Annotated in this window: 14 protein-coding genes and 2 pseudogenes; 12 read left to right on the top strand and 4 right to left on the bottom strand. The window is 70.9% G+C overall.

What is annotated here, in order from left to right; genetic code table 11:
- The first annotated feature begins 79 nt into the window (after positions 1 to 79).
- Both OOK07_RS38615 and OOK07_RS38620 read left to right on the top strand, forming a co-directional pair.
- A complete protein-coding gene (locus tag OOK07_RS38615; protein ID WP_266801189.1) occupies positions 80 to 892 on the top strand; it encodes an SAM-dependent methyltransferase in 813 nt (270 codons plus the stop codon).
- Positions 889 to 3,024: a putative bifunctional diguanylate cyclase/phosphodiesterase gene (locus OOK07_RS38620; protein WP_266801191.1), complete on the top strand. Its 2,136-nt coding sequence runs from the start codon at positions 889 to 891 to the stop codon at positions 3,022 to 3,024. Before OOK07_RS38615 ends, OOK07_RS38620 begins: the two co-directional genes overlap by 4 nt.
- Before the next feature lie 20 nt (positions 3,025 to 3,044).
- Here OOK07_RS38620 and OOK07_RS38625 read toward each other — a convergent pair whose 3' ends face one another.
- The gene (locus OOK07_RS38625; protein WP_266801192.1) at positions 3,045 to 3,932 is read right to left on the bottom strand and encodes a LysR family transcriptional regulator; all 888 of its coding nucleotides are present in this window, start codon (positions 3,930 to 3,932) and stop codon (positions 3,045 to 3,047) included.
- Positions 3,933 to 4,052: 120 nt separating this feature from the next.
- Between OOK07_RS38625 and OOK07_RS38630 the strand changes: the two genes are divergently transcribed.
- The 8 genes from OOK07_RS38630 (at position 4,053) to OOK07_RS38665 (ending at position 13,303) form a co-directional block, all read left to right on the top strand.
- Positions 4,053 to 4,724, top strand: coding sequence for a succinate dehydrogenase (locus OOK07_RS38630; protein ID WP_266801193.1), 672 nt, complete (start codon positions 4,053 to 4,055; stop codon positions 4,722 to 4,724).
- A gap of 1 nt (position 4,725) precedes the next feature.
- Positions 4,726 to 6,675, top strand: a complete 1,950-nt coding sequence (locus OOK07_RS38635) for a fumarate reductase/succinate dehydrogenase flavoprotein subunit (protein WP_266801194.1) — start codon at positions 4,726 to 4,728, stop codon at positions 6,673 to 6,675.
- Entirely contained in the window at positions 6,672 to 7,421 is a 750-nt protein-coding gene (locus OOK07_RS38640; protein ID WP_266801196.1) for a succinate dehydrogenase/fumarate reductase iron-sulfur subunit, read from the top strand. Before OOK07_RS38635 ends, OOK07_RS38640 begins: the two co-directional genes overlap by 4 nt.
- A 359-nt stretch (positions 7,422 to 7,780) precedes the next feature.
- Positions 7,781 to 8,554, top strand: a complete 774-nt coding sequence (locus OOK07_RS38645) for a GNAT family N-acetyltransferase (RefSeq protein ID WP_266801198.1) — start codon at positions 7,781 to 7,783, stop codon at positions 8,552 to 8,554.
- A complete protein-coding gene (locus OOK07_RS38650; protein ID WP_266801200.1) occupies positions 8,554 to 9,360 on the top strand; it encodes a lysophospholipid acyltransferase family protein in 807 nt (268 codons plus the stop codon). Before OOK07_RS38645 ends, OOK07_RS38650 begins: the two co-directional genes overlap by 1 nt.
- A gap of 743 nt (positions 9,361 to 10,103) precedes the next feature.
- Complete coding sequence (locus tag OOK07_RS38655; RefSeq protein ID WP_266801861.1) at positions 10,104 to 11,330, top strand: IS110 family RNA-guided transposase; 1,227 nt, start codon at positions 10,104 to 10,106, stop codon at positions 11,328 to 11,330.
- Between the two features lie 144 nt (positions 11,331 to 11,474).
- Complete coding sequence (locus OOK07_RS38660) at positions 11,475 to 12,650, top strand: alanine--tRNA ligase-related protein (protein ID WP_266801202.1); 1,176 nt, start codon at positions 11,475 to 11,477, stop codon at positions 12,648 to 12,650.
- 107 nt (positions 12,651 to 12,757) lie between these two features.
- Positions 12,758 to 13,303 (top strand): P-loop NTPase family protein, encoded by a 546-nt coding sequence (locus OOK07_RS38665; RefSeq protein WP_266801204.1) that lies wholly within the window; start codon positions 12,758 to 12,760, stop codon positions 13,301 to 13,303.
- Here OOK07_RS38665 and OOK07_RS38670 read toward each other — a convergent pair.
- The 3 genes and pseudogenes from OOK07_RS38670 to OOK07_RS38680 all read right to left on the bottom strand — a co-directional run.
- A pseudogene (locus OOK07_RS38670) lies at positions 13,260 to 14,732 on the bottom strand (ATP-binding cassette domain-containing protein); the annotation flags it as partial. The gene OOK07_RS38665 and the pseudogene OOK07_RS38670 overlap by 44 nt on opposite strands.
- 1 nt (position 14,733) lies before the next feature.
- A pseudogene (locus tag OOK07_RS38675) lies at positions 14,734 to 15,815 on the bottom strand (serine/threonine-protein kinase); the annotation flags it as partial.
- 191 nt (positions 15,816 to 16,006) lie between these two features.
- Positions 16,007 to 16,648: a TetR/AcrR family transcriptional regulator gene (locus OOK07_RS38680; protein WP_266801206.1), complete on the bottom strand. Its 642-nt coding sequence runs from the start codon at positions 16,646 to 16,648 to the stop codon at positions 16,007 to 16,009.
- Positions 16,649 to 16,735: 87 nt separating this feature from the next.
- On the opposite strand from OOK07_RS38680, the gene OOK07_RS38685 reads away from it, so the two are divergent.
- Positions 16,736 to 18,247 (top strand): FAD-dependent monooxygenase, encoded by a 1,512-nt coding sequence (locus tag OOK07_RS38685; RefSeq protein WP_406313048.1) that lies wholly within the window; start codon positions 16,736 to 16,738, stop codon positions 18,245 to 18,247.
- A 43-nt stretch (positions 18,248 to 18,290) separates the two neighbouring features.
- The gene (locus OOK07_RS38690) at positions 18,291 to 18,644 is read left to right on the top strand and encodes a DUF1801 domain-containing protein (RefSeq protein ID WP_266801208.1); all 354 of its coding nucleotides are present in this window, start codon (positions 18,291 to 18,293) and stop codon (positions 18,642 to 18,644) included.
- Positions 18,645 to 18,657: the final 13 nt, after the last annotated feature.

Genomic DNA, 18,657 nt, shown 5'->3' on the forward strand with positions numbered 1-18,657 from the left:
TCCGTTTCGGCTCGCCCTGTTGGCAGGCGATCAGTAGCCTCAGCTCGAACACCGGATCGCCAACGCCTTGGAGAGATAGATGGAGCGTCCCGCCTGGGCCCCACGAAGCATCGACATCTCGGTGCCGAGCGTCTCGCGCATCTACGACTACTACCTGGGCGGTTCGCACAACTTCGAGGTCGACCGGGAGGCGGCCCGCAAGGCGATGGAGTTCATGCCGGGGCTGCCCAAGATCATGCAGGCGAACCGTGCCTTCATGCGCCGGGCCGTGCGCTTCGCCGTGGGCGAGGGCATCGACCAGTTCCTGGACATCGGTTCGGGCATTCCCACCTTCGGCAACTCCCACGAGGTGGCCCAGTCGGCCCGGCCCGGCGCGCGCGTCGTGTACGTCGACCACGACCCGGTCGCCGTCGCGCACAGCGAGGCGGTCCTCGCGGGCAACGAGGGCGCGGGCGTCATCGCCGCCGACCTCCGTAAGCCCCAGGAGATCCTCGCGAGCGCCGAGGTGGGGCGCCTGATCGACCTGAACCGGCCAGTGGCGCTGCTTCTCGTTGCCATACTGCACTTCGTGGAAGACGAGGACGACCCGTACGGGGCGGTGGCCGAACTGCGCGACGCGCTCGCGCCCGGCAGCCTGCTGATCCTCACCCATGCCTCGTACGAGGGAATCCCGCTCCCCGCCGAGCGGGCGGCGGGCACGGTGGACGTGTACAAGGACATTCGCAACCCGCTGATCATGCGTTCGCGCGACGACATCGCGCGGTTCTTCGAGGGGTACGACATGGTGGAACCGGGACTGGTGTCGATGCCGCACTGGCGGCCGGAGACGGCACCGGAGGACGAGGATCCCTATGCCTTCTCCGGGTTCGCCGGCGTGGGGCGTACGGCGTGACCGCGGAGCAGGACGGGCCCCTCGACAGACTGCGCAGGTTCGCGACGATCTGGAGCCGGGCGGTCTTCCCGGTGACGTCGACGTCGCTGACCCGGCCGGAGTTCGAGCAGCAACTCCTGCCGTTGGCCCGGCGGTTGAGCGAGGCGCTGCACACCCGGACACTCGACGCGGGCGAGGGCAGAGCCGTCGGCGCGGCCCTCGTCGGCGCACACTGCACCGACCCGGAGGCGCTCACCCGCACCCTGGACTGCGTCGACGCCTACCTGGTGCTCTACTGCGGCGAGGACGGCGACCGGGAGGAACTGCGGGTGCGTTCGGCGCGGTTGCAGCACGCCATGGCCGCCGGGTTCGCGCAGGCGCTGCGCGAACGGACGCTGGCCGAGCAGGAGGCGATCTCCGCGGCCGCCCTGAAGGCGCAGGGCCTGGTGGCGCAGGCGCTGCACGACACCGAGGCCCGCTTCCGCGCGGTCTTCGAGGGCGCGGCCATAGGAATCGGCATCGCCGACCTCGACGGCAACGTCCTCCAGGTCAACGGCGCCCTGCTGCGCATGTTCGGTCTGACCGACGAGGTGATCCGCGGCCGCAGGGTCCGGGAGTGGACCCACCCCGAGGACGCGCCGCAGACCTGGACGCTCTACGACGAACTCGTCCGCGGCGAGCGCGAGCACTACCACCTCGAGAAGGCGTTCTACCGGCCTGACGGAACGGTCCTGTGGACCAACCTGACGGTCTCCCTGCTGCGCGACGCGGACGGCACCCCGCAGTACCAGCTGGCCCTCATGGAGGACACCACCGAACGCCGGCTGCTCAATCTGCGGCTGCGCTACGAGGCCACCCACGACGCGCTCACCGGCCTGCCCAACCGCACCTTCTTCTTCGAGCGCCTGGAGAAGGCGCTGGGCGCGGGCAGCGGCCAGCGCTTCGGCCTGTGCTACCTCGACCTCGACGGCTTCAAGACCGTCAACGACAGCCTCGGACACGCGGCCGGCGACCGGATGCTCGTCGAGGTCGCCGACCGGCTGCAGGGGTGCACGACCGCGCCCGGCGAGATGGTCGCCCGGCTCGGCGGCGACGAGTTCGTGGCGCTGACCACCGGCGCCGACACCGAGCACGAGGTCGACGAACTCGCCGCCCGCATCATGAACGCGCTGGTCACCCCGATCAGCATCGACGGCCGTGACCTCACCGTGCGCGGCAGCATCGGCATCGTCGAGGGGCCGGCGGGGGAGCGCAGCCCGGCGGAGGTGCTGCGCAGCGCCGACATCACCATGTACCGGGCCAAGTCGGCGGGCGGCAACCGCTTCGAGCTCGCCGACGAGGAGGCCGACGCCCGCGCCATCACCCGGCACGGGCTGACCACCGCGCTGCCGACGGCGCTGGACCGGGGCGAGTTCTTCATCGAGTACCAGCCGCTCGTCCACCTCGGCGACGGCAGCGTGCGCGGCGCCGAGGCGCTGGTGCGCTGGCTGCACCCGCAGCACGGCGTCCTCGGCCCGGACCGCTTCATTCCGCTCGCTGAACACACCGGCCTGATCGTCCCGTTGGGCCGCTGGGTGCTGGAGCAGTCGGTGCGCCAGGCCCGCGAGTGGCGAGAACGGTACGACGATGCGGGCCCGCTCCGTATCAACGTCAACCTCTCGCCCTGCCAGCTCACCCACCCCGGCCTGGTCCAGGACACCGTCGACATCCTGGAGCGCGCGGGCGTCGCACCGGACGCGCTGTGCCTTGAGGTCACCGAGTCCGCCCTCATCGGCGCCGACGACGACCTGCTCAAGCCACTGCGCCGGCTTGCCGAAATGGGCGTCGACATCGCCCTGGACGACTTCGGCACCGGCTACTCGAACCTGGCGAACCTGCGCCGCCTCCCGGTCAGCATCCTCAAGCTGGACCGCTCCTTCACCCAGAGCATGCAGCAGTTCCCGGCGGACCCCGTCGACCTCAAGATCGTCGAAGGGATCGTTTCCCTCGCCCACAGCCTCGACCTCGCGGTGACGGTGGAGGGCGTGGAAACCGGCGCCCAGGCCGAGCAGTTGCGGATACTGGGCTGCGACACGGCGCAGGGCTGGTACTACGCCCGCCCGGGCCCGCCGGACCGGCTGCACGAGTTGGCGCTGGTGGACGCGACGGGCTGACGCACGGCACCGACACGGCCTCACCGCTCCAGGAGCATCCGCTGGAGTTCGCGGGCGGCCCGGGGCGGGGCCACGTCGCTGCGGTGTGCCAGGGCGATCGTGCGGTGCAGTCCGGGGCGGGCGAGCGGGGTGACCCGTAGACCCCGTCCGGACCGCGTGGCGACCATGCGCGGTACGACGGCCACGCCCAGGCCCGCCCGGGCGAAGCCCAGCACGGCGTCCATCTCCCCGCCCGCCACCGCGAAGTCGGGTTCGAAGCCCTCGGCGCGGCACGCTGCCACGGTCAGTTCCCGCAGGTCGTAGCCGTGCCGGAACATCACCAGGCGCTCGCCCTCCAGATCGCCGACGCGGACCGTGCGTCGGCCCGGGCCGCCGGGCGCGGGCGCCTCCGGCGAGGACACCACCACCAGGTCCTCACGCAGCAGCTCCACGGTCGTCAGCGCCGGGGAGGGCGTCGGCAGCGGCAGGACGACCAGGGCGAGGTCGAGGGCGCCGCGGGCGAGTTCCCGTACGAGATCATGGGAGCCGCCCTCCTCGATCAGCAGCCGGATGCCCGGGTAGCGGTCGTGGAAGGCGCGCAGCACGTCAGGCAGCAGCCCGGTGCAGACACTGGGCGTCGCGCCCAGCCGGACCCGGCCGCTGCGCAGCTGCACCAGCTCCTGCACCTCGTGCCGGGCCGTGTCCGCGTCGGCCAGGATGCGGCGGGCCAGCGGCAGCAGCGCCTCGCCCGCGTCGGTGAGCGTGATGTTGCCGCGTGCCCGCAGGAACAGACCCGCCCCGAGTTCCCGCTCCAGTGCCTTGATCTGCTGGGAAAGGGACGGCTGCGCGACATGGACGAGCTCCGCGGCCCGGGTGAAGTGCCGGGTCTCCGCGACCGCAACGAAGTACTGGAGCTGCTGGAACTGCATGGCCCGATGATAGCCACAGCCTATGGAATCAAGCCGGACCATGTCTTGGACCGATGAGGTGCTTCGGCCCTAGCGTCTTGAGCCATGGCTCTGGCAACGCGGACGGACCGACGGCCGTCAATGGCGCGCACCGTATGGGACAGCTCCGTCGGCAAGAAGACGGTGATGGCCGTCAGCGGCGTGATCATGCTGCTGTACCTGGTCGCCCATGTGATCGGCAATCTGAAGATCTTCTTCGGGGCAGGCGAGTTCAACCACTACGCGCACTGGCTGCGCACCGTCGGCGAGCCCTTCATGCACTACGAGTGGACGCTGTGGCTGATCCGGGTGGTGCTGGTGGCCGCGGTCGTCGCCCACGCGGTCGCCGCCTGTCAGCTCAGCCGCCGCGACATCAGGGCGCGGCCCAGCAAGTACGTGCACAAGAAGGCGGGAGCGAGTTACGCGACGCGCACCATGAGGTGGGGCGGGATCATCCTCGGCCTGTTCATCGTGTGGCACATCCTCGACCTGACCACCGGCACCGTGCACCCGGGCGGCTTCCAGGAGGGCCACCCGTACCAGAACGTCGTGGACACCTTCTCCACCTGGTACGGCAACGTCATCTACATCGTCGCGATGCTCGCCCTCGGCCTGCACATCCGGCACGGCTTCTGGAGCGCGGCCCAGACCCTTGGCGTCGGCAGCCGCGCCCGCGACCGCGCCCTCAAGACCTCCGCAAACGTCCTCGCAGTGCTGCTCACGGCCGGCTTCATCGCCGTACCGGTGGGCGTCATGACCGGAGTGGTGAGCTGACATGACTTCTTACGCGGACTACGTGACCGGAGAGCCGGTAGTCGACGACAAGGCACCGTCCGGCCCCGTCAACGAGCGCTGGGACAAGCGCCGTTTCGAGGCCAGACTGGTCAACCCGGCCAACCGGCGCAAGCACACGGTGATTGTGGTGGGCACCGGACTGGCGGGAGGTTCCGCCGGTGCCACGCTGGCCGAACAGGGCTACCACGTCGTCCAGTTCTGCTACCAGGACTCCCCGCGCCGCGCCCACTCGATCGCCGCCCAGGGCGGCATCAACGCGGCGAAGAACTACCGCAACGACGGCGACTCCGTCCACCGGCTGTTCTACGACACCGTCAAGGGCGGCGACTTCCGGGCGCGGGAGTCGAACGTGCAACGGCTCGCGCAGATCTCCGTCGAGATCATCGATCAGTGCGTGGCGCAGGGCGTGCCGTTCGCCCGTGAGTACGGCGGCCTCCTCGACACCCGGTCCTTCGGCGGCGTACAGGTCTCCCGGACCTTCTACGCCCGCGGCCAGACGGGTCAGCAGCTGCTGCTCGGCGCCTACCAGGCCCTCAGCCGGCAGATCGCCGCGGGCACCGTCGAGATGCACCCGCGCACCGAGATGCTCGACCTGATCGTCGTCGAGGGCAAGGCCCGCGGCATCGTGGCCCGGGACCTGGTCACCGGCCGTATCGACACGTACTTCGCGGACGCCGTCGTCCTGGCGAGCGGCGGCTACGGCAACGTCTTCTACCTGTCGACGAACGCCATGAACTCCAACGCCACCGCGATCTGGCGGGCCCACCGGCGCGGCGCCTACTTCGCCAACCCCTGCTTCACGCAGATCCACCCCACCTGCATCCCGCGCACCGGCGACCACCAGTCCAAGCTCACCCTGATGAGCGAGTCGCTGCGCAACGACGGGCGGATCTGGGTGCCCAGGGCCAAGGGCGACGACCGGCCGCCGAACAGGATTCCCGAGGACGAGCGCGACTACTACCTGGAGCGCATCTACCCGTCCTTCGGCAACCTGGTGCCCCGCGACATCGCCTCCCGCGCCGCGAAGAACGTCTGCGACGAGGGGCGGGGCGTGGGCCCCGGCGGGCAGGGCGTGTACCTGGACTTCGCCGACGCCATCAAGCGGATGGGCCGCAAGGCGGTCGAGGAGAAGTACGGCAACCTCTTCGACATGTACGCGCGGATCACCGCCGAGGATCCGTACACGGTCCCGATGCGGATCTACCCCGCCGTGCACTACACGATGGGCGGTCTGTGGGTCGACTACGACCTGCAGACCACCATCCCCGGCCTGTTCGCGGTCGGCGAGGCCAACTTCTCCGACCACGGCGCGAACCGCCTCGGCGCCTCCGCCCTGATGCAGGGCCTGGCCGACGGCTACTTCGTGCTGCCTGCCACCATCAACGACTACCTCGCCCGCAACCCGCACCACGAGCCGGTGACCGACGAACACCCCGTCGTACAGGAGGTGTTGGCCGAGACCGAGGACCGCCTCCACCTGCTGCTGTCCGTCGACGGCGACCGCACCCCCGACTCCTTCCACCGCGAAGTCGGCGAACTCATGTGGGAGTTCTGCGGCATGGCCCGTACCGACTCCGCTCTGCGAAAGGCCCTGGAGCGCATCCCGCAGATCCGCGAGGAGTTCTGGCGGCGCATCAAGGTGCCCGGTGCCGGTGAGGAGTTCAACCAGTCGCTGGAGAAGGCCAACCGCGTCGTCGACTACCTCGAACTCGCGGAGCTGATGTGCCTCGACGCACTGCACCGCGCCGAGTCCTGCGGCGGCCACTTCCGTGAGGAGTCGCAGACCCCGGACGGCGAAGCGGCCCGCAGGGACGACGAGTTCGGCTATGCGGCGGCCTGGGAGTTCACGGGCACGGGCGAGGCCCCGACCCTGCACAGGGAAGACCTGGTCTTCGAGTATGTCCACCCCACTCAGCGGAGCTACGCATGAAGCTCACCCTGCGCGTATGGCGGCAGCGCAACGCCGGCGCCGACGGCGCCATGTCCACGTACGAGGTGGACGGAATCTCCTCCGACATGTCGTTCCTGGAGATGCTCGACACCCTTAACGAGGAGCTCATCCTCAAGGGCGAGGACCCGGTCGCCTTCGACCACGACTGCCGCGAGGGCATCTGCGGCGCGTGCAGCCTGGTGATCAACGGTGACGCGCACGGTCCCGAGCGCACCACCACCTGCCAGCTGCACATGCGGTCCTTCGAGGACGGCGACACGATCGACATCGAACCGTGGCGGGCCTCCGCCTTCCCGGTGATCAAGGATCTCGTGGTCGACCGCTCGGCCTTCGACCGCATCATCCAGTCCGGCGGCTACATCACCGCCCCGACCGGCGCCGCACCGGAGGCCCACGCCGCCCCCGTACCGAAACCGGACGCCGACTTCGCGTTCGAGCACGCCGAGTGCATCGGCTGCGGCGCATGCGTGGCGGCCTGCCCGAACGGGGCGGCGATGCTCTTCACCTCCGCCAAGATCAACCATCTCAACGTCCTGCCACAGGGCGCGCCCGAGCGGGAGACGAGGGTGCTCGACATGGTGGCGCAGATGGACGAGGAGGGCTTCGGTGGCTGCACGTTGACCGGCGAGTGCGCCACCGCCTGCCCGAAGGGCATCCCGCTGGTGTCCATCACGAGCATGAACAGGGAATGGCTGCGGGCCACGCGGAAGGCGGCCAAGCGGTAGCGGAGCGTTCGCCGGCCGGCGCGGACGGGCGGGGCCGGGAGTGGTGCTCCCCGGCCCCGTCTCGCATGTGTGGGGTCTGTAGTGTTCGTGGACGGGAGATCTCGTCCTGGAGCGCGTGCTCGGCGAGACGGAGGCCCGCGGATGGCCGGAGCGCTGCGCACCGGTGAAATGACGGACACCTTTTGACCGTTCGGGCCATGGCCGAGGCCCCGGCCCGAGCCGTTCAACAACCTCACACCCTCTCTCTCTGCGCCGGACACGCCAAGGTCAGTCGGCATCGGAAGAACAGGGGCGGCGGACCGCATGACACCGCTCAGCCGCCCCGTCTCGCCGCCCCGGCCCGTGACCAGGAGAGAGCCATGACCGGCGTATCCACGCTCGACCGTCCCCCGCAGCCCACGGCACCCACCCGCTACACCGTCTCCCTCGCCCGCGACGAGGCCGACGTGCGTGCCGCACAGCGGCTGCGGCACGACGTCTTCGCCGGAGAGATGGGGGCCCTGCTGACCACCCCGCAGCCGGGCCACGACATCGACTCCTTCGACGCCTACTGCGACCACCTGCTCGTGCGCGAGGAGGTGACGGGACAGGTCGTCGGCACCTACCGGCTGCTGCCGCCGGAGCGCGCCGCCGTCGCCGGACGGCTGTACTCCGAGAGCGAGTTCGACCTGGCCGCGCTCGACGCGATCCGGCCCGGCCTGGTCGAGGTCGGCCGTTCCTGTGTCCACCCCGACCACCGCGACGGCGCCGTCATCGGCCTCATCTGGGCCGGGATCGCCCGCTACATGGTGGACCGCGGCCACGAGTGGCTGGCAGGCTGCTGCTCCGTCCCGCTCGGTGACGGCGGCGCGCTCGCCTCCGCGACCTGGGAGCGGGTGCGGGGCAAGCACCTGGCCCCGGAGGAGTACCGGGTCCAGCCGCTGCTGCCCTGGGTCCCGAACGCCGCCGCGGCCGCCCCCGCCTCGGCCGAACTGCCCGCCCTGCTGCGCGGCTACCTCCGCCTCGGTGCATGGGTGTGCGGACAGCCCGCCCACGACCCGGACTTCGGGGTCGCCGACATGTACGTGCTGCTGTCGATGCGCCGGATCAACCCGCGCTATCTGCGGCACTTCCTCTCGCTGGTGCCGTCCTGATGAGCGTCTGGCTGCCCAGCGCGCCCTGCACCCCGGGGGCGTGCATCGAGCCGACGGGGTCCGCCACGGCCGTACCGCGAGCCGTGCTGCGGATGGCGGCAGTCGTGGTCCTGGTGCTCGCCGGGATCGTGCTGTCGCCGCTCGGCGGGCTGATCCCCGCCGAGCTGGTGAGGCGGTGGAGCCGGTGGGTCGTACGGGCCGCAGGGGTCCGGATCCGCATCACCGGCGCCGCCGCGCCCACCGGCGGACTGCTCCTGGTCGCCAACCACATCTCCTGGCTGGACATCCCGCTGCTCGCCACCGTCCGCCCGGCCCGCATGCTCGCCAAGGCCGAGATCCGGCACTGGCCCGTGGCGGGACCGGTCGCCGCGCGCGCCGCCCTGTTCATCGACCGCGACCGGCTGCGCGCCCTGCCGGACACGGTCGCCCGGATCGCGGACCTGCTGCGCGACGGGGGAGCGGTCGCCGTCTTCCCCGAGGGCAGCACCTGGTGCGGACGCGCCCAGGGAGACTTCCGCCGGGCCGTCTTCCAGTCCGCCCTCGACGCGGGCGTCCCCGTCCAGTCGGTCCGTCTGCAGTACCGGATCGCCGGGGGCACGGCCAGCACGGCGCCCGCCTTCATCGGCGACGACTCGCTGCTGGCCTCGGTGTGGCGGGTGGTGACGGCGCGGGGGCTGGTGGCCGAGGTCGACGTACAACAGCCCATCGCACCGGGCAGCCATGACGACCGGCGCTCGCTCGCCCGCGCGGCTCAGCCCGCGGCCACGGCCCAACCGGGCTGGATTCACACGGCGTTGGTGGCCTAGGACCTGTCGGCGCCCCGCACCGCTCGGGTCCAGTGGCCGGTCCGGCGCACGGGTCCGGGACGGCGAGATCGACCGGCTGCCGGCAAACCTCCGCGGCCGTCTCCAGGGCGAGGGTGACGTTCGCGCCTGGCTGCAGGTGGGTGAGCAACAGCCGGGCGGCGCCCGCCTGTTGGGCATGCCGGCCGGCCATCCTGGCGGTCAGCAGGCAGGGAGTCTCGGTGGCCGACACCTGGAGGAGGCAGGCGGCTTCCGACAGGAACAGATCGGCGCACAGCAGCCGGAATCCGCCGTCCTCGACGCGACAGCCGCTGCACGCCCGGACCGCCGTAGGCCACACCCCGCCCAGCCGCCGAGAACCGTCAGTCGCATGACCGAGACCCTGGGCCGGAAATCCCGGCGACGGGCCGGCGGCCCCCTGCTAGCGTGGCTTCCATGAAGGTCAGGACCTGTTGCAGGCACACCGCAGTCGCGCGAGCGACCAGCTCGCCGGCTGCCGACGCCTAATGGGAGCTACGGAGCCGGGGAATGCTCGGGTCCGTAGCCGCCAGCAGGTGAGCACTACCGACGCCGGAAGCATTCGACTTCTGAGGTCAGACCGTGCCCCTGCTGGTCGGCCGGGAGGCCAGACCGTTGATGGGGTGGCGTGCCCGCCGGGCAGTGGGGCGTGAGCACTGGATCCATTAGGCCGCGTGCCGTGCCTTCCGCAGGCTGCATGGAGCAAAGCACCTGACCAGGAGGACGAGTTGCTGCTGATCGGCGATGACTGGGCCGAAGACCACCACGACGTCGAGGTCCAGGACGAGGCAGGCCGAAAACTCGCCGCGGCGAGGCTGCCCGAGGGCGTGGAGGGAATCGCGAAGCTGCACGAGCTCCTGGCCAAGCACGGCGGCGAGGGCCTGGATGCCGCCGACGTGGTGGTGGGGATCGAGACCGACCGCGGCTCCTGGGTGCAGGCCCTGATCGCCTCCGGCTACCAGGTCTATGCCATCAACCCGCGGCAGGTCGCCCGGTTCAAGGAACGCTATGCCTCCTCCGGCGCCAAGAGCGACAGGGGCGACGCGCACGCGCTGGCGGACATGGTCCGCATCGACCGGGCCCAGCTGCGGCCGGTGGCCGGGGACAGCGAGCAGGCGCAGGCCGTCAAGGTCGTCGCCCGCGCCCACCAGACCTTGATCTGGGAACGCGTTCGCACGTTCCAGCGGCTGCGCAGCACGCTGCGCGAGTACTTCCCCGCCGCCCTGGCCGCCTACGCGGACCTCACACTGACCAGCACGGACGCCCTGGAACTGCTGATCAAGGCCCCTACCCCGGCGGCCGGGGCGAAGTTGACCCGTGCCCAGATCACCGCCGTTCTGGCCCGTGCCCGCCGGCGCAACCGGGACGCGAAAGCGGCCACGATCCAGGCCGCGCTGCGCGAACGGCAGCTGGGCCTGCCCGAGCCGGTCACGACCGCCTACGCGGCCACCGTCACCGCTCACGCGAAGCTGCTGATCGCCCTGAACGAGCAGATAGCCGACCTGGAAGGGCAGGTGAGGGCCCATTTTCTCAAGCACCCAGACGCTGAGATCTACCTCTCGATGCCCGGCATCGCGGAGATCACCGGCGCCCGGGTGCTCGCCGAGTTCGGGGACGACCCCACCCGCTACGCGTCCGCCAAAGCCCGCAAGAACTACGCCGGCACCAGCCCCATCACCCGGGCCTCCGGCAAGAGCCATACCGTCCAGGCCCGCTACGTCCGCAACAACCGGCTCGCCGATGCGTTGCAGACCCAGGCGTTCTCCGCCCTGCGCGCCTCGCCCGGCGCCCGCCACTACTACGACAAACAACGCGCCCGCGAGGCCGGTTACAACCCGGCCCTGCGGCAGCTCGGCAACCGCCTCGTCGGCATCCTCCACGGATGCCTCAAGACCCGAACCCTCTACGACGAAGCGACCGCCTGGTCGCACCACGCCCACACCCCTGCCGCTTGACACCAAACGACATGGGGTGTCTGACCTCTCCACCTCTCCCCGGCGGCCGGAAACGGACCGCCGGGATGTGCTTCCCCTCTGCGCAGGTTCACAGTCCGCTCCCGCGGTGCGGTTTCCGGTCCCATGACCCGAAGGAACCCCGCCATGAACACCGACGAGACGGTACGGACGTTCACCGACTTCTACCGGGAGCGCGGCCACCACCTCATCACCGGAAGCACCCTGCTGCCGCCGCCCTCGGACCCGGTGCTGTTCACCACCTCAGGCATGCACCCCCTCACGCCCCACCTCCAGGGGCGCCCGCACCCCCAGGGGCGGCGCCTGATCAACGTCCAGCGCTGCCTGCGCACCACCGACCTCGACGAGATCGGCGACCTCACCCACCTCACGGTCTTCGAGATGCTCGGCTCCTGGTCCCTGGGCGACTACGGGCATTCGCAGAGCCTGCGGTGGGGATACGAGCTGCTGCGCGACGGGTACGGCATCCCGCGGGAACGGCTGTACGTCACGGTCTTCGGCGGTGACGGCCGGCTCGGCCCGGACACCGAATCGCTGCGCACCTGGCAGGAGTTGGGCCTGCCCGTGGAGCCGACCGACGACGAGAACTGGTGGTCCAACGGGTCCGTCGGACCCTGCGGCCCCGACTCGGAGATCTTCGTCTGGACCGGCGACCCCGGCACTCCACCCCAGGGCACCCCCACCACCGACCCGGGATGGGTGGAGATCTGGAACCACGTCAACATGCGCTACCGCCGTCACGAGGACGGCAGCCTCGAACCCCAGCGGCAGCCCGCCGTCGACACGGGCATGGGCCTGGAACGGCTGACGGCTGTCCTGCAGGGACACCGCTCGGTCTACGAGACGGACCTGTTCGAACCGTGGATGCGGCTGCTTCCGCCGCTGTGGCGGCTGGACGGGCCGTCGACGCGACTGGTCTGCGACCACCTGCGTTCGAGCATCGTCGTACTCGGCGACGGCGTCCGCCCGTCCAACACCGGCCGCGGCTACGTCCTGCGCCGTCTGATCCGCTGCCTCCTCACCACACTGCGGCGAGAGAACCCCTCGCACACCCTGACCGACCTGCCCGTGGAACTCGTCGGGCACACGCTGGACCACTTCCGTCAGTCCTGCGGGGCCGGCACGGTCCGCGAGCTGCTCCTGGACGAGGAGCAGCGGTTCACCCGGCTCCTCGAACGCGGTCAACGGGTGCTCTCCCGGCCGGAGTTCGGCGGCCCGCTGAGCGAGGAGGACTACCGGTACCTCCACGACACCCACGGCCTGCCCCGCGATCTGGTCGCCGGTCTGCTCACCACCGACTGACGCTCGTCCCGGCTCTTCGTCTTTCCGGCTCTCCGCAACCGGAGTGTGAGGTGTGCAGCGGCGGAGCAGCCGTACCTCTCGATTCGGCGGCGTTATAGGGTGCGCGTGTGGAGCGGATCATGGTGGTGGGTGTCACCGGCGCGGGCAAATCGACCCTCGCGCGGGCCGTGGGCGCGCGTCTGGACGTGCCGTACCACGAGATGGACGCCCTGTACTTCACCGGCCCCGACTGGGCCGTCAACGACAAGCTCACCGAGACGGTGTCGCCGCTCGCGGCCGAACCCCGCTGGATCATCGACTCCATAGGCTATCCGGAAGTCCGTGACCTGCTCTGGGAGCGGGCCGACACCGTGCTGTGGCTGGACTACGCCAAGCGCGTCGTCCTGCCCCGCGTCCTGCGCCGCTCGCTCACCCGCGAGCCGGTCTTCGGCGGCAACACGGAGACCTGGGCTGGCTGGCTCAGCAGGGAACATCCGGTGTGGTGGGCCTGGTCCCAACACGCGGGCCGCCACCGCGAAATCGCCCACCGTACAAGCGATCCACGCTTCGCGCCGCTTCAGACCCTGCGTTTTCCGCGCCCCGCCGCGACCGCGGCCTGGCTGGCCACGCTCACGCCTTCCGCGGCAGCACCCGGCGCAGATACGGCGCCGTAACGCTCGCCTCCGCTCCCGCGACCTCCGTCGGCGTGCCCGCCGCGACGATCCGTCCGCCCGCGTCCCCGCCACCCGGGCCCAGGTCGATCACCCAGTCCGCGCCGGCCACCACCGACATGTCGTGCTCGACGGCGATCACGGTGTGGCCGGCGTCGACCAGGCCGTGCAGCTGGCGCATCAGGACCTCGACATCGGCCGGATGGAGACCTGTGGTCGGTTCGTCGAGGAGATAGAGGGTGTGGCCGCGGCGGCCACGCTGCAGCTCGCCGGCCAGCTTGATGCGCTGGGCCTCGCCGCCGGACAGCTCGGTGGCATGCTGGCCCAGGCGCAGATAGCCGAGGCCCACGTCGAGCGGCGCGCCGAGACTGCGGGCCACCGCCGAAGTGTCCGCGAAGAACTCCGCCGCGCTCTCCACCGTCAGGTCGAGCACCTGCGCGATGTTCCGTCCCCGATACGTCACTTGGAGTGTCGCCGGGTTGTAGCGGGCCCCGCCGCAGTCCGGGCACGGCGCGTACGTACTCGGCAGGAACAGCAGCTCGACGCTGACGAACCCCTCGCCCTGACAGGTCTCACAGCGCCCGCCCGCCACGTTGAAGGAGAAGCGGCCGACGCCGTAACCCCGGGTGCGCGCCTCGTCGGTGGCCGCGAACTCCCTGCGTACGACATCGAAGAGGCCGGTGTAGGTGGCCAGGTTGGAGCGGGGGGTGCGGCCGATGGGCTTCTGGTCGACCGACACCAGCCGTGCCACCCCCGCCAGGTCTTCGGTGATCTCGCCGATGAGCGTGGACTTCCCGGACCCGGACACGCCCGTGACCGCGGTCAGCACGCCGAACGGGAACTCGGCCGTCACCCCGCGCAGGTTGTGCCGGTTGACCGGCCCGATCTTCAACTGGCCGCGCGCGGCGCGCACTTGGCGTACGGGGGTGGGGGAGCGGTCGAAGAGGAAGCGGGCCGTCGCCGACCGCTCGACCGAGGCCAGCTCCGGCACCGGGCCACTGTGCAGCACCTCACCGCCGTGCTCGCCGGCCAGCGGCCCCACGTCCACGAGCCAGTCGGCGCCGCGCATGACGTCGAGGTGGTGCTCGACCACGAACACCGAGTTCCCGGCCGACTTCAGCCGCTCCAGGACGGTGAGCAGGGCCTCCGTGTCCGCCGGGTGCAGGCCCGCGGACGGTTCGTCGAGCACGTAGACGACACCGAACAGCCCGGAGCGCAGCTGTGTCGCCAGGCGCAGTCGCTGCAGCTCGCCCGCCGAGAGGGTAGGTGTCGAACGGTCCGGACTGAGGTAGCCGAGGCCGAGTTCGAGGATGGGTGCGATACGGGAGTGCAGGTCCTCGGTGAGGACGCGGGCGGCCTCGGAGGTGGCCTCCAGGGCGGAGGCGAGGTCCGCGACGGGCAGCGCCGCCAGCTCGGCGATCGTACGGCCCGCGGCCCGTCAGCAACAGCACGCCTGCCGTCACGGCGGCCGTGAGCCACGCGGTGCGACTTCGGCGGGCCCGCCGCTCCGCCGCCACCGTCGGCCGCATCTGCAACTGCGGCTGCGCGAGCAACGGCTGCGCGGGCACCAGGTGTGTGTGCACCGGCTGCGTATGTGTCCGGGTGGGGTCGGGAGCCGGAGCCGGGACCGTCACCTCCGGCCCCGTGACCTGCCGCCAGACGGCCGGCCCACCGCCCGCGTCGGCGTCCCGGCCCAGCCGCTGCCGGCACCACGCGATGACCTCCGCGAGGGTCGCCCGTTCCGTCGGGCCGGCGGCCAGGCACCGGGCGATCAGCGGACGGAGCTGTTCGGGCAGCAGGGCCAGGTCCGGTTCCGAGTGCACGATCCGGTAGAGGACGGTGGCTGAAGGGCCGTCCCCGTACAGCGGCTCGCCCAGTGCGGCGAACGCCGCCGTCTGACCGAGCGCGAAGACGTCGGTCGCCGACGTGACCTCATCCGCTGTCACCTGCTCGGGAGCCATGAACTGAGGCGTACCGACGGTGGAGCCCGCGGCCGTGTGCGAAGTGGCGTCCGCGGCCAGCGAGATACCGAAGTCGATCACCCGCGGCCCGTCGGCGGCCAGCAGCACGTTCGACGGCTTCAGGTCCCGGTGCACGATTGCCGCGCCATGGATGGCCTGCAGCGCCTCGGTCACCCCCGCCATCAGCCACAGCACCGCGGGCACCGGCAGCGGTCCGCTCCGGGCGACGGCCTCCGCCAACGAGGGCCCGGGCACATAGAGCGTGGCCAGCCACGGCGGTACACCGTCCGGATCGGCGTCGATCAGCTCGGCGGTGTACGCGCCCCGGACCCGCTGGGCCGCCTTGATCTCCCGGCCGAACCGCCGCCGGACGCCGGGTCGTCGGCCAGTTCCGGGCACACCACCTTGATCGCCACCGGTCGGCCGCCCTGCGTGTGCGACAGATAGACCCGCCCCATGCCACGGGCGCCGAGCCGGGCGGCCAGACGATATCCGGCCACGATGGGCGGATCGTCCGCCTGCAACGGCTGGAACACCTCAGTCGCATGGTTCATCGGCACTCGTCCCCCTGGCCCCCTGGCCCCCTGGTCACCCATGGGTTGGCCAATCACAGAACCTTAAGGGTTGTCCTGGTGACCGCTGATCGGAAACGGGGTGCGCGAGACGCTCGAACTTTCCGCGGACGCCCAGCAGTTGGTCGTCTTTCTCCCGGTGGACGAGAAGACCGCACGGGCAGTCCCGGGAGTCACTGCCGCGTGGGCAGCTGCCGCAAGCCGTTCTCCAGCAGCGCGAAGGCGTGTTCCGCGTCGGCCACCGCTCCCGGATACCGCTTTTCGACCGCCTCCCCGTATGCCAGGCGTTCGGCGTTGTCCAGGGCCAACGCCCAGTGGACCGCGACGATTTGGACGGCGGCGAGTCGCGCCGTGAGTTCCGGAGTGTCCGCGGTTTCCCGCAGTGCCTGAGCCAGTGCGCGTTCGCCGCCGGTCTTGAACCGTTGCATCCGGGCCACGAGTGAGGGCGTGTCGAAAATCATCCGCACGAGCCTGCGCACCTGGGGGTGATCGTTGAGCCCGGTGATCGGGTCCCGCTCGCGCAGTCCCTTGAGGAAGTGTTCCCGCACTGCGGCCAGCGGGGCCTTGCCGTCCGGGCGGGCCCGGACCACGCGTGCGATCTCGGTCTCGTGGTCGGCGAGGCGATGGACCACGAGGTCCTCCTTCGCCGGGAAATAGGCGAAGAGCGTGCGCTTGGACACCTCCGCCGCCTCAGCCACCTGGGCCACCGAGACCTCGTGGAAGCCGTGTTCGAGAAACAGCGTGATCGCCGCGTCGGAGATCGCCGCGTGGGTCCGCTGCTTCTTTCGTTCCCGTAGCCCTGGCTTGCCGTCCACGGAGCCAACATAACAGGAACCTGCCCCCAGGGGATTTCTGCACCTGGTATACATTTACTCCGAGGTGAGAAACGGGATGGAGTGAGGGTGTTGACGTTGACGGAGAGCACGGCCGAGGTCGTTGTCGCGGGCGCCGGCCCGACCGGACTGATGCTGGCCTGCGAACTGGCTCTGGCCGGGGTCGAGACCCTGGTGCTGGAGAAGCTGCCCCAGCGCATCGAGCAGGTGAAGGGCGGCGGCATCCAGCCCCGCACCGCCGAGCTGCTGGAGTCGCGCGGGCTGCTGGAGCCGCTGCTGAAGCGGGCCATGCCGCGTGACCCGGTCGGTGGTCACTTCGCGGCCCTGCCCGTGCCCCTGGACTGCACGCCCTGGCGCACCAGGCACCCTTTCCCGATCGCGATCCCTCAGTGGGAGATCGAGGAAGTGCTGGAAGAGCGGGCGCTCGCCGCCGGCGTGCGGGTGGTACGTGACGCCGCCGTCTCGGCCGTCGAGTCCGATGACGACGGCGTGGTCGTGACGGCGGACGGACTGCGGGTGCGCGCCAGCCACCTGGTGGCGTGCGACGGCGGCCACAGCACGGTACGGAAGCTGCTCGGGCTGTCGTTTCCCGGCAGGCCCGGCACCCACCAGGCGGTGGTGGCCGACATCCGGCTGTCCGCCGTATCGGCGTATGTGCCGCGGCAGATGGGGCACATGAGCAGCCTGACCCGCCACGCGGGCGGCTACTGGGCCATGCTGGTCCCGCTCGGCGACGACCGGTACCGGTTCACCTTCGGGCGCGCGGACCAGGCGGACGACACCCGCGACATCCCCGTGACCGCCGAGGAGATCACCGGCGCGCTGCAGACCGTGTACGGCCCGGAGAGCACCCTGGGTGCCGTGGACCACTCCTCCCGGTTCACCGACGCCACCCGGCAACTGGAGCACTACCGCGCGGGCCGGGTCCTGTTCGCGGGCGACGCCGCACACATCCACCCGCCCCTGGGCGGCCAGGGTCTCAACCTCGGCATACAGGACGCCTTCAACCTCGGCTGGAAACTGGCCGCGGTCGTCCAGCACCGCGCACCGAGCGACCTCCTGGACAGTTACCACAGCGAACGGCACCCGGTCGGAGCCCAGGTCCTGCACCACACGTCGGCGCAGCGCGTCCTGGCCGACCCGAACCCGAGCGACGACGTCGCCGCCCTGCGTGACATCGTCATCGACCTGCTGCGCCTGCCCGACACCAACCGCCACCTCGCGGGACTGATGTCCGGCCTCTCGCTGCGCTACGAGCTGCCCGGCGAGCATCCCCTCACCGGGCAGCGCATGCCGGACGCCGACCTGGTCACCGAAGCAGGCCCGACCCGGCTGTCGGCCCTCTTCGGCTCGGGGCACGCCGTCCTGCTCGACCTCGCCGCAGCCGTCCCGGCCGGCCTCCCGCTCCCCCCGCGAGTCGACCTCGTCCGCGCCACCTGCGCCGACGACCTGGGCTCGGCAGCCCTGCTCATCCGCCCCGACGGTTACGTCTGCTGGGCCGCGGACACCCCCACAGCCCGCGCCGACACTCTGCTCACCGCGCTCGCCGCGCTCACCGGCGGCCTTGCGCAGGTGCACTGAGCAAGGCGGGCGCGCACGGCGGCACGCCACCACAATGGGCCGTATGGACGCCGAAGCACAGAACTACATCGACGGGATCGCACCCGAGCACCGCGCGCTGTTCGACCGTGTGCGCCGGTTGATCCTGGAGGCGTGTCCCGAGGCGAACGTCGTGCTGTCGTACGGGTTGCCGACCTTCCGGGTCGGTAACCGCAAGCTGCACGTCGGGGTGTGGCAGCACGGGGTCTCGATCTACGGGTGGGACAAGGCCGCGGGCGCGGGCCTCACCTCCCGCCATCCGCACCTCGTCAGCGGCAAGGCGACCATCCGACTGCGCTCCCAGGACGCGGAGGGCGTCACCGACGGGGAGTTGAGTGACCTCATCCGCGCCTCGCTCGAACCTGGAACCGCGCCGTAGCGGCCTCGCGCCG

This window comes from Streptomyces sp. NBC_00078, from assembly GCF_026343335.1.
In the GTDB taxonomy this organism is placed as follows: Bacteria; Actinomycetota; Actinomycetes; order Streptomycetales; family Streptomycetaceae; genus Streptomyces.

What these genes read in the sequence shown, in the direction of transcription:
- OOK07_RS38640 (WP_266801196.1), top strand. Translation starts at nt 6,672, where the DNA reads ATGAAGCTCACCCTGCGCGTATGGCGGCAGCGCAACGCCGGCGCCGAC.
- OOK07_RS38625 (WP_266801192.1), bottom strand. Translation starts at nt 3,932, where the DNA reads ATGCAGTTCCAGCAGCTCCAGTACTTCGTTGCGGTCGCGGAGACCCGG.
- OOK07_RS38690 (WP_266801208.1), top strand. Translation starts at nt 18,291, where the DNA reads ATGGACGCCGAAGCACAGAACTACATCGACGGGATCGCACCCGAGCAC.
- OOK07_RS38635 (WP_266801194.1), top strand. Translation starts at nt 4,726, where the DNA reads ATGACTTCTTACGCGGACTACGTGACCGGAGAGCCGGTAGTCGACGAC.
- OOK07_RS38660 (WP_266801202.1), top strand. Translation starts at nt 11,475, where the DNA reads ATGAACACCGACGAGACGGTACGGACGTTCACCGACTTCTACCGGGAG.
- OOK07_RS38650 (WP_266801200.1), top strand. Translation starts at nt 8,554, where the DNA reads ATGAGCGTCTGGCTGCCCAGCGCGCCCTGCACCCCGGGGGCGTGCATC.
- OOK07_RS38645 (WP_266801198.1), top strand. Translation starts at nt 7,781, where the DNA reads ATGACCGGCGTATCCACGCTCGACCGTCCCCCGCAGCCCACGGCACCC.
- OOK07_RS38615 (WP_266801189.1), top strand. Translation starts at nt 80, where the DNA reads ATGGAGCGTCCCGCCTGGGCCCCACGAAGCATCGACATCTCGGTGCCG.
- OOK07_RS38630 (WP_266801193.1), top strand. Translation starts at nt 4,053, where the DNA reads ATGGCGCGCACCGTATGGGACAGCTCCGTCGGCAAGAAGACGGTGATG.